Source organism: Micrococcus sp. HMSC31B01 (assembly GCF_001816085.1).
Taxonomy (GTDB): Bacteria; Actinomycetota; Actinomycetes; order Actinomycetales; family Micrococcaceae; genus Micrococcus; species Micrococcus luteus.
In genome coordinates this window covers 1-9471 of sequence record NZ_KV825048.1, presented here as the reverse complement: position 1 = coordinate 9471, position 9471 = coordinate 1, and the positions used below count along the sequence as shown (strand labels likewise).

At 72.0% G+C, this 9471-nt stretch carries 8 protein-coding genes and 1 pseudogene; 4 read left to right on the top strand and 5 right to left on the bottom strand.

The features are described from left to right. Positions 1–1567: ABC1 kinase family protein (locus tag HMPREF3105_RS04440; RefSeq protein WP_070708856.1), on the bottom strand; the 1567-nt coding region annotated here is incomplete at its 3' end. A gap of 10 nt (positions 1568–1577) precedes the next feature. Beyond that, positions 1578–3008 carry a DUF4921 family protein gene (locus HMPREF3105_RS04435; RefSeq protein ID WP_070708857.1) on the bottom strand — a complete coding sequence of 477 codons (1431 nt, stop codon included), beginning with the start codon at positions 3006–3008 and terminating at the stop codon, positions 1578–1580. Positions 3009–3134: 126 nt separating this feature from the next. Here HMPREF3105_RS04435 and HMPREF3105_RS04430 point away from each other — a divergent pair, with 126 nt between their 5' ends. The 3 genes from HMPREF3105_RS04430 (at position 3135) to HMPREF3105_RS04420 (ending at position 7682) form a co-directional block, all read left to right on the top strand. Continuing rightward, complete coding sequence (locus HMPREF3105_RS04430; protein ID WP_070708855.1) at positions 3135–4649, top strand: acetyl-CoA hydrolase/transferase family protein; 1515 nt, start codon at positions 3135–3137, stop codon at positions 4647–4649. Between the two features lie 211 nt (positions 4650–4860). Continuing rightward, positions 4861–6345, top strand: a complete 1485-nt coding sequence (locus HMPREF3105_RS04425; RefSeq protein ID WP_210401427.1) for an AbgT family transporter — start codon at positions 4861–4863, stop codon at positions 6343–6345. 29 nt (positions 6346–6374) lie between these two features. Continuing rightward, on the top strand, positions 6375–7682 hold the full coding sequence (locus HMPREF3105_RS04420; RefSeq protein WP_083325295.1) for a M20 metallopeptidase family protein: 1308 nt from the start codon (positions 6375–6377) through the stop codon (positions 7680–7682). On the opposite strand, the gene HMPREF3105_RS04415 is transcribed toward HMPREF3105_RS04420, so the two are convergent. Both HMPREF3105_RS04415 and HMPREF3105_RS04410 read right to left on the bottom strand, forming a co-directional pair. Next, a complete protein-coding gene (locus HMPREF3105_RS04415; RefSeq protein ID WP_065573496.1) occupies positions 7621–8046 on the bottom strand; it encodes a DoxX family protein in 426 nt (141 codons plus the stop codon). The two genes, HMPREF3105_RS04420 and HMPREF3105_RS04415, sit on opposite strands and share 62 nt — an antisense overlap. Continuing rightward, entirely contained in the window at positions 8046–8465 is a 420-nt protein-coding gene (locus tag HMPREF3105_RS04410; protein ID WP_002855232.1) for an organic hydroperoxide resistance protein, read from the bottom strand. Before HMPREF3105_RS04410 ends, HMPREF3105_RS04415 begins: the two co-directional genes overlap by 1 nt. Positions 8466–8575: 110 nt before the next feature. Here HMPREF3105_RS04410 and HMPREF3105_RS04405 point away from each other — a divergent pair, with 110 nt between their 5' ends. Next, entirely contained in the window at positions 8576–9064 is a 489-nt protein-coding gene (locus HMPREF3105_RS04405; protein ID WP_070708853.1) for a MarR family winged helix-turn-helix transcriptional regulator, read from the top strand. Between the two features lie 33 nt (positions 9065–9097). Here HMPREF3105_RS04405 and HMPREF3105_RS04400 read toward each other — a convergent pair. Next, a pseudogene (locus HMPREF3105_RS04400) lies at positions 9098–9471 on the bottom strand (alpha/beta hydrolase); the annotation flags it as partial.

The following is a 9471-nucleotide window of genomic DNA, read 5'->3' as shown; positions in this document are numbered from 1 at the left end:
GCCCGGCGAAGCGGCCCAACCGGTCCTTGTACGCCACGAGCACGTTCGTGCCGCCGGTGATCATCGCGGCCACCACCATGGCGGCCACCACCCGGTCGCCCGTCCGCTCGAGGCGCGTCACGAGCGGCTCGAGCTCGCTCGCGCGGACGGTGACGTCGATCCCGCCGTCGTCGATGCGTTCCATCACCTTGCGGGCGTACTCCGGCAGGTCGATGCCGAGCTCGGCCGCCGCGATCGTGGCCCGGCCGATCCGGCCCGCCACCCGCCGGGGGTCGAGGTGCTCCCCCACGAGGCGCATGGCGAAGGGGTCGAGCACGCGGGTGTAGTCGAAGCCCGGGTGCAGGCGGCGGCCGATGCCGTCCACGATGATCAGCATCCGCAGCAGCTGCACGAGCTCGGGCGGCAGGGACAGCCGGTGGCGCCGCACGAGGGCGAAGATCTCCGAGATCAGCTGCGCCACGCGGATGTCCTCGAGCTCGCGCCCCTCGAGGCGGCCGACGATCCGGGCCACCTCCAGCCGGAGCCGACGGCGGTCCACCGGGCCGCGCGGCGGGGCGATGTCCAGCAGGGCCCGCACCAGCCCGTCGGTGTCCTGCCGGGCCAGCGCCATGGCCAGGCCCGCGAACCGGCGTCGAAGGGACGGGGAGATCCGCCCCACGGAGCCGAAGTCGATGAACCCGACGGTCCCGTCCGGCTCGATGAACAGGTTGCCCGGGTGCGGGTCCGCATGGAACACGCCGTGCTCGAACACCATGGCCAGCAGCACGTCGGCGGCCCGGTACGCCAGCTCCTCCCGGTCGATGCCGGCGGCGTCGAGTCCGGCCAGGTCGTCCACGCGCAGCCCGGAGAGCTCCTGCATGGTCAGCACGCGCGAGGTGGTCAGGTCCCACTCGATCCACGGGAACCGCACGCCCGGGGTGTCCCGGAAGCCGGCGGCGATCTCCTCGCAGGCCCGCGCCTCCACCACGTAGTCGAGCTCGGCGCGCAGCGAGCGGTCGAACTCGTCCACCATGGCCGGCACGTCCAGGTCGGCGAAGGTCCGTGAGGCCCGCGACCACGTGGCCGCCAGCGTCCGCAGGATCTCCAGGTCCGCCTGGACCTGCTCCACCACACCGGGCTTGCGGACCTTCACGACGACGGCGCGCCCGTCATGCAGGCGCGCGCGGTGGGCCTGACCGATGGAGGCGGTGGCCAGGGGCGCCCGGTCGAACCAGGCGAACAGGGTGTCGACGTCGGCGCCGAGGTCCTCCTCGACCGTCCGGGCGACGGCCTCGAAGGGCACCGCCGTCGTGCTGTCCGTGAGGCGGGCGAACGCCGCGCAGTAGGCCTCGGGGAACAGGTCCGGGCGCGCCGAGATCAGCTGCCCGAGCTTCACGAAGGTGACGCCCAGCTCCTCGAACGTGCGCACGAACAGCTCGGGGCGGGCCTCGGCGTCGATGCCCAGGTGCGGCTCCCCCTCCTCGAGGGGCAGCCACCGGGAGAGCCCGGCCTGCACGGCCGTGGCCCTGAGGCCGTTGCGGGCCATGACGTGGGCGATCTCGCGGTAGCGCTGCAGGTGGAGGGCCATGACGCCCACGCTACCGACCGCGCGGAGGGGTGAGTCTCGCCGCTCCGTCGGCGTACCGCAGGGCGCCCGGCCGGACCCGCGCGTCGGCCCCGATCCGCATCCCGTCCGCGAGCGCGCCCGCCGCCCGCAGCTCCCGCAGCCGCGCCAGCACCCGGTCCCGCACGTCCCACGGGCTGATCGTGTTGACGTTGATCTTGGTGGCGCCCTCGAAGCCGGCGAGGGTGGAGACGCGCCACTTGAGCATCACGCGCCAGGGCATCGGGGAGGCGACGCCGGGCGGGCGGGTGTGCCATTCCTCGTTGGAGGGGACATCGGGCCCGGTGGCCGCGTGGGCGGCGTGCAGCAGGTCGGAGACGGCGCGCAGCTCGGCCGCGGTCTGCCGCCACGGCTGCCCCACCGGGCTCGTGGAGTAGACCTCGACCGTCGGATACCGGTGACCGAAGCCGGCGAACATCACGGCGTGCTCGTTCGCGGCGATCACGAGGTCGTGCGCCACGGCCACGTCCAGCGCGGCGTGGTTGAACACCTGCGGGTCCTCCCGCAGCCGGTCCAGGGCGGCGACGTTCTGCGCGCCGACCTCGTCGATGGCCACGAGCTGCTTGTGCAGGTGGTCGAAGGAGGCGCCGGCGGGCTTGAGCCAGTTCTGGAACACGGAGACGTACCGCACGGCGGGCGTGGTTGCGTAGAGGTCCCGCATCGCGTCGGCGGTCAGGGCCAGGAACGCGTGGTGCTCGTCCGGGGTGAGGGTGCCCGAGGAGGCCAGCTGGTGGTCGTCCACGGCCCCGTCGACGAAGTGCCGCCGAGCGATCACGACGTCGTGCGTGCCGCCGAAGAATGCGGCCGACGCCCCGATCAGCTCCGCCTCGGACATCGCCGCCGCCTCCTCGGCGGAGCGGCCGGAGGCGCGCAGCTTCGCGGCGACGACGGCGCGCACGTGGGCGCGGCCGGCCTCGGTGGCCAGGTACTCGTCACGGCGGCGGCGCGCGTCCGGGGGAAGTTCATAGCCGTGGTTGAGACGCCAGTAGTCGTAGCTGAGGATCTCGAAGAGGTTGGGGACCCGGCGAAAGGCCGGGGTCGTCTCCTCGAGCCGCTCCGCGGCCGGGTGCCGCAGGATCTGCCAGGCCGGGGCGCCGTCGTCGGCCCTCATGGAGACGATGCGTGACTTCTCCGGCGGCGTCTCCAGCATCCGGTGCTCGCAGAAGGCGCAGTGCCGGCCGTGCTGGGCGGGGTCGAGCGGCTGCGGGGCGGGCCGGACGAGGCCGAGCGGGCGGTGGCCGCGGCCGGGCACGGTCCAGACCTCGGTGCCGGTGAAGGGGTTGCGCTGCTTGACGGTGCCGTCCGGCAGTCGGGTGAGGGGCTCGCTCACAGACGGGTGCACGAGGCCAGGATACGAGGCGGTGCCGGCCCGGAGGGCCGAGCCCTGTTCGCCGTCGTCGATCACGCAGGGCGGGCCCGTGTCCTCCGGCGTGATCATCCCCACGGCCACCCGTGACGCGGGTACGCTGATCGCTGTTCCACGTCACAGCGCTCTCGCTCGACTCGTCTCACCCGCACGGAGGCCTCACCCATGTCGTCCCGCATCCACCACCCCGGCCTCCGGTCGAAGGTGATGTCCGCCGCGGAGGCGGCGGCGTTCATCCAGCACGGCACCACCGTGGGCATGAGCGGGTTCACGGGGTCCGGCTACCCGAAGGCCGTGCCGACGGCGCTGGCCGAGCGGGCCAAGGAGCTGCACGCGCGCGGCGAGGAGTTCCGCATCAACCTCCACACGGGGGCGTCCACCTCCGCGGAGATGGACGGTGCGCTGGCCGAGGCGGACGCCGTCGCGCTGCGCACCCCGTTCCAGTCGGACCCGACGATGCGCGCCAAGATCAACGCGGGCGCGATCGAGTACATCGACACACACCTGTCCCACCTGGCGCAGACCGTGTGGAACGGCTTCTACGGGCCCATGACCACCGCGGTGATCGAGGTGTCCGGGATCCGCGAGGACGGCCGTCTCGTCCCCAGCTCCTCCGTGGGCAACAACAAGTCCTGGATCGACCTGGCGGATCAGGTGATCCTCGAGGTCAACTCGTGGCAGAGCGAGGACCTCGAGGGTCTGCATGACGTCTACTACGGCACCGCGCTGCCCCCGCACCGCACGCCGATCATGCTCACCCACCCCGCGGACCGCATCGGTGAGACGTACCTGCGGTGCGATCCGGCCAAGGTGGTGGCCGTCGTCGAGACCCACGCCCCGGACCGGAACTCTGCCTTCAAGCCCGCCGACGCGGACTCGATCGCGATCGCCCAGCACCTCGTGGAGTTCTTCGAGCACGAGGTGGCCCAGGGCCGGTACGACGAGCGACTGCTGCCGCTGCAGTCGGGCGTGGGCAACATCGCGAACGCGGTGATGTCCGAGCTGGTGAAGTCCCGGTTCACGGGCCTGTCCGCGTTCACCGAGGTGGTGCAGGACGGCATGCTCGACGCCCTGGACTCCGGCACCCTGGCGACCGCGTCCGCGACCGCGTTCTCCCTGTCCACCGAGGCCGCCGAACGGTTCAACGACAACGCCGCGAAGTATCGGGACAAGCTGATCCTGCGCACCCAGGAGATCTCCAACCACCCCGAGCTCGTGCGCCGGCTCGGCATCCTCGCCATGAACGGCATGCTCGAGGCCGATCTGTCCGGCAACGTGAACTCCACGCACCTGATGGGCACGAAGATGATGAACGGTCTCGGCGGCTCCGGCGACTTCGCCCGCAACGCGTTCACCTCGTTCTTCCTCACCCCGTCCACGGCCAAGGGCGGGGACATCTCCTGCATCGTGCCGATGGTCTCGCACGTGGACCACACCGAGCACGACGTGCACGTGGTGGTCACCGAGCAGGGGCTGGCCGACCTGCGCGGCCTCTCCCCCAAGCAGCGCGCCCGCACGATCATCGACACGTGCGCGCACCCGGACTACAGGGAGCAGCTGCGGGACTACTTCGACCGCGCGATGCGTGAGTCGGACGGCCTGCACACCCCGCACCTGTTGGGCGAGGCCCTGTCCTGGCACCAGCGCTTCCTCGAGACCGGGACGATGCGTCAAGGCTGACGGCCCGCCGGACCGGACACCCGCGGGACACCTGCGGGACACCTGCGACGGGGCACCCTACAGTGGGCCGTACCTCGCCCCTGTGGCCGAGGTCTCACCGTCTCTCGCACCTCGGAGGAGTCCCATGACCTCGCCCACCGGTGGGTCCACCGCCGCCGACGCCTCACCCCGGAAACACGCCCCCTGAGGCCTGCTCAACAGGTTCCTCAACGTGATCGAATGGAGCGGCAACAAGCTCCCGGACCCGATCATCATCTTCGCGGCCCTCTGCGCCCTGACCCTGGCGGCGTCCGCCGTGGCCGGGCTGAGCGGGTGGAGCGCGGTCCATCCGGGCACGGGTGAGACCCTCGTGGCGACCAATCTGCTCAGCACGGAGGGCATGCGCGTCGTCATCGGCGACGCCGCCAAGACCTTCGGCGCCTTCGCCCCGCTGGGACAGGTGCTCATCATCATGCTCGGCATCGGCGTCGCCGAGCGGTCGGGATGGTTCGAGGTCGGCCTGACGCAGTCCATGACCAGCGCCCCCAAGGGCCTGATCATCCCCGCGATCGCGCTCATCGGACTGCTCGGCAACATCGCCGGCGACGCCGCCCCGATCGTCCTGCCCCCGCTGGCCGCCCTGATCTTCCACAAGCTGGGCTGGCACCCGATCGCCGGCATCGCCCTGGCCTACGCGGCCGCGACCGGTGGCTTCGCGGCGAACCTGATGATCGGCATGTCCGACGCCCTCGTCCAGGGCTTCACCCAGGAGGCCGCGGTCATCATCGACCCCGACATCGAGACGACCGTCCCGATGAACTGGTGGTTCATCGCCGCCTCCGTCGTCGTCCTCCTGCCGGTGCTGTGGCTCGTCACCACCAAGATCGCGATCCCCCGCCTGGGCGCCTACCAGGAGACGGACGACGTCGAGGCCGGGGACATGGAGGTCACCGACGTCCAGCGCCGGGCCAACCGGTGGGCCCTGGTGGCGCTGGCACTGTTCGCCGCGCTCGTGGTGGCCGCCTGCATCCCCCAGGGCTCGTTCCTGCGCAACGCCGAGACCGGCTCCCTGACCACCGACGCGCCCCTGATGAACGGCATCGGGCTGATCCTTGCCCTGGCGTTCTTCCTCCCGGGCCTGGTCTACGGGGTCCGGGCCAAGACGATCACGGGCTCCTCGGACGTCGCCCGCATGATGGTGGAGTCCATGGCCACGATGGCCAGCTTCATCGTCGTCGTCTTCTTCGCCTCGCAGCTGCTGTCGTACGTGAGCGCGTCCAACATGGGCGCCATCCTGGCCATCCGCGGCGCCGAACTGCTCCAGGGCCAGGACGGCATCGTGCTGATCCTCGGGATCATCGCGATCTCCGCCGTCGTGAACCTCTTCGTCGGGTCGGCCTCCGCCAAGTGGGCGATCCTGGCGCCGATCTTCATCCCGATGATGATGCTGCTGGGCTACCACCCGGCGTTCACGCAGATGGTGTACCGCATCGGCGACGCCGTCACGAACCCGATCACGCCCATGTTCCCGTACTTCGCCCTGGTGCTGACCTACGCCCAGCGCTACGACAAGAAGCTCGGCATCGGCACGTTCATCTCCACGCTGGTGCCCTACTCGCTCGCGATGGGCCTGGCGTGGACCGCCATGATGGTCGTCTGGTACCTGCTGGGCTGGCCGATGGGGCCGGACGGTCCCATCCACCTGCCCACCCCGTGACGTCCCGCCCCGACCGAGAGGAGACCCCCATGTCCGCCGACATCGACGCCTACCAGGACCAGCTCGTCGCCTGGCGCCGCCACCTGCACCAGCACCCGGAGGCCTCGTTCGAGGAGCACGAGACTGTCCGCTACATCCGTGCCGAGCTGGAGCCGCGCCTGCCGGGCGCCACGTTCGAGAACCTCACGCCGACGAGCCTCGTGGTGACCCTGGACACCGGCCGCCCCGGCCCCACCCTGGGTCTGCGCGCGGACATCGACGGGTTGGCGATGACCGAGGACCGCCCCGACCTGGACTTCGCCTCGACGACGCCGGGTCGCATGCACGGCTGCGGTCACGACGGCCACACGGCCACCATCATGTCCGCCCTGGTCTGGGCGCACGATCACCTGGACGAGCTGACCGGCACCGTGCTCGGCATCTTCCAGCATGCGGAGGAGACCCCGCCCGGCGGGGCCAAGGAGATGGTGGAGACGGGCCGGTTCGCCGACGTCGACTACTTCTTCGGCTTCCACTACTGGAGCACCCTCCCCACGGGCACGGTGGACATCAAGCCCGGCCCGGCGTCGGCGAACTCGGACCTGTTCGAGGTGCACCTGCGGGGCGAGGGCGCCCACGCGTCCACCCCGGAGGACGCCGTGGACGTGGTCACCGCGGCCAGCTCCCTGATCCAGCAGTTCCTGCTCATCCCGTCCCGCCGGGTGGCCGGCCTGGACCCGTGCGTGGTGTCCACCACCTGGATGGACGCCGGGCGTCAGTCGGCGCTGAACGTGTACCCGCCGGAGGCGCACATCGGTGGAGTGGTCCGCACGCATGACGACGACGTGCGGGACACGGTCGAGGCGGCGATGCGGGACATGGTCCGCGGCCTGGAGACGGCGAACCCCGGTCTGCGCTGCGAGCTGGACTATTTGCGCGGCTACGACATGGTGTGGAACGACCCGGCCCGCACCGCGGTGGTCCATGAACTGTGCGAGGACCTGTTCCCGGGCTCGGTGATCACCGACCCGCCGATGCTCGGCGGCGAGGACTTCGCGGCCTTCTCCCGGACCGCGCCGGCGACGTACGTGTTCGTGGGGCCGGCAACGCCGCCAAGGGCTTCGACGCGGGTCACCACAACCCGCGGTTCGGTCTGGACGAGGACGCCTTCCCGATCGCCCTGCGGCTGGTCGTCGAGGTCCTGCGGAACGGGCCGCGCCTCGCGGCGGGATGACGTGAGACCGGCTCCGGGCACGTGCCCGGAGCCGGCCCAGGGCCGCAGGACCGGCGACGGCGTCAGCGGCGCCCGCCCTGCTCCCGCTCGGGGATTCCCGCAGCCCACAGGGCGGCCGCGATGAGGGCGGGCTGGCCGAACAGCCGCGCCAGGCGGCGGCCGTCCGTGTCCAGCCCGAAGCCGTCCTTGCGCTCGGCGTACTGCCCGATGTTCCCGGGGTAGATCGCGGTGTAGAAGGCCGCCAGGGCGGTGCCGGTCAGGCGGCGCTGCCCGGGGAGCGCCAGCAGAGCGGCCCCGAGGCCGATCTCGGCCACGCCGGATCCGAGCACCACGAGGTCCGCCGGGAGCGGGACCCACGAGGGCACCTGGGCGCGGAACTCACGGCGTGCCACGGTGAGGTGGGACAGCCCCGCGGCGGTCATGAACCCGCCGAGGCCGAGGCGGGCGGCGGTCTGGGAGAGGGGGACGGACTGCCGGCGCTTCGTCATCACGCCTCCCCGAGCTCGAGGACGACGTCGATGTTGCCCCGGGTGGCGTTCGAATAGGGGCACACCTGATGCGCCTGCTCCATGAGGGCGCGGGCCTGATCCGCGGGGACATTGGGGAGCACGACCTCGAGGGTGACCTCCAGGCCGAAGCCCTCACCCTGGCGGCCGATGCCCACGCGCGCGCCGACGGAGGAGTCGGTGATGTCGGCACGGGAGGCGCGGGCGACCATCTGCAGGGCCGAGTGGAAGCACGCGGCGTAGCCGGCGGCGAACAGCTGCTCGGGGTTGGTGCCCTGGCCGGAGCCGCCCATCTCGGTGGGGACGGCGAGGTCGAGGTCGACCCGCCCGTCGGTGGTGCGGACGTGGCCGTCGCGGCCGGCGCCGGTGCTGAGCGCCTCGGCGGTGTAGATGGTCTCCATGGGAGGTCCTTTCATCCGCCCGCCCCGTGCGGGACGAGTCGACTCCAGCGTGCCACCCGGTCAGGTCGCGCGCAACCAAGTTGTTCCCCAGCGACCACTAGAATGCTCCCATGGATGCCGCGCCGACCCCCAGCCTCGCCCTCGAGGACCAGCTCTGCTTCGCCCTGCACCGGGCGGCGCGCGCCGTCACGCGCGGCTACGGCCCCCTGCTGTCCCGCCTCGGCCTCACCTACCCGCAGTACCTCGTGATGCTCACCCTGTGGCAGGTGGAGAGTGACGCCTCGGCCGAGACGGATGCGCCGACGCCGGACGCCGGGGCGCTGGGTGTCGGGGCGCTGCGGGACAGGCTCGGCATGGACAACGGCACCATCACGCCTCTGGTGCGGCGCCTGGCCGGCATGGGGCTCGTCACGCGGGAGCGCGACGTCCGCGACGAGCGGCGCGTGCTGGTGCGGCTGACGGACGAGGGACGGGCGCTGCGGGCGTCCGCCCGGACGGTCCCGGCGGACGCCCTCACCCGGATCCCCCTCGACGTCACCGAGCGCCGGGCCCTCATGGACCAGCTGAACCGGATCACCGAGGCCGTCGGGCCGCGCTGAGACGGCGGGAGCGGCCCGCGCACGGAGCCCGGGTCAGCGCACCCGGTCCAGGATCGCCCGGGCGACGGCGTCCGCCTCACGCTCGGGCAGCCAGTGGTCTGCGTCGAGCTTCACGAACCGGTACTCCCCCGCCACCTGCCCGGCCGTGAGCTCGGCAGCCCGCGGCCCCAGGGCCGCGTCCCGGGTGCCCCACACGTACGTGGTGGGGACCGACACGGGCGAGCTGCGCGGGGTGGTCACCAGATCCGGGTTCGCCCGATACCAGTTCACCGGGCCGCGCAGGCTCTGCGGGGTGGAGAACCGGCGGGCGTAGTGCTCCGCCCCGGGGACCTGCCCCCGTTGCAGCAGGGAGCCCAGCCGTCGCGCGAGGATCCGTTCGGGGAGGGCCGGCGCCTGGAAGGCGGCGA

Excerpts from the sequence above, each read along its gene's own strand:
- HMPREF3105_RS04405 (WP_070708853.1), top strand. The coding sequence starts at position 8,576 with ATGGATGCCGCGCCGACCCCCAGCCTCGCCCTCGAGGACCAGCTCTGC.
- HMPREF3105_RS04420 (WP_083325295.1), top strand. The coding sequence starts at position 6,375 with ATGTCCGCCGACATCGACGCCTACCAGGACCAGCTCGTCGCCTGGCGC.
- HMPREF3105_RS04430 (WP_070708855.1), top strand. The coding sequence starts at position 3,135 with ATGTCGTCCCGCATCCACCACCCCGGCCTCCGGTCGAAGGTGATGTCC.
- HMPREF3105_RS04410 (WP_002855232.1), bottom strand. The coding sequence starts at position 8,465 with ATGGAGACCATCTACACCGCCGAGGCGCTCAGCACCGGCGCCGGCCGC.
- HMPREF3105_RS04415 (WP_065573496.1), bottom strand. The coding sequence starts at position 8,046 with ATGACGAAGCGCCGGCAGTCCGTCCCCCTCTCCCAGACCGCCGCCCGC.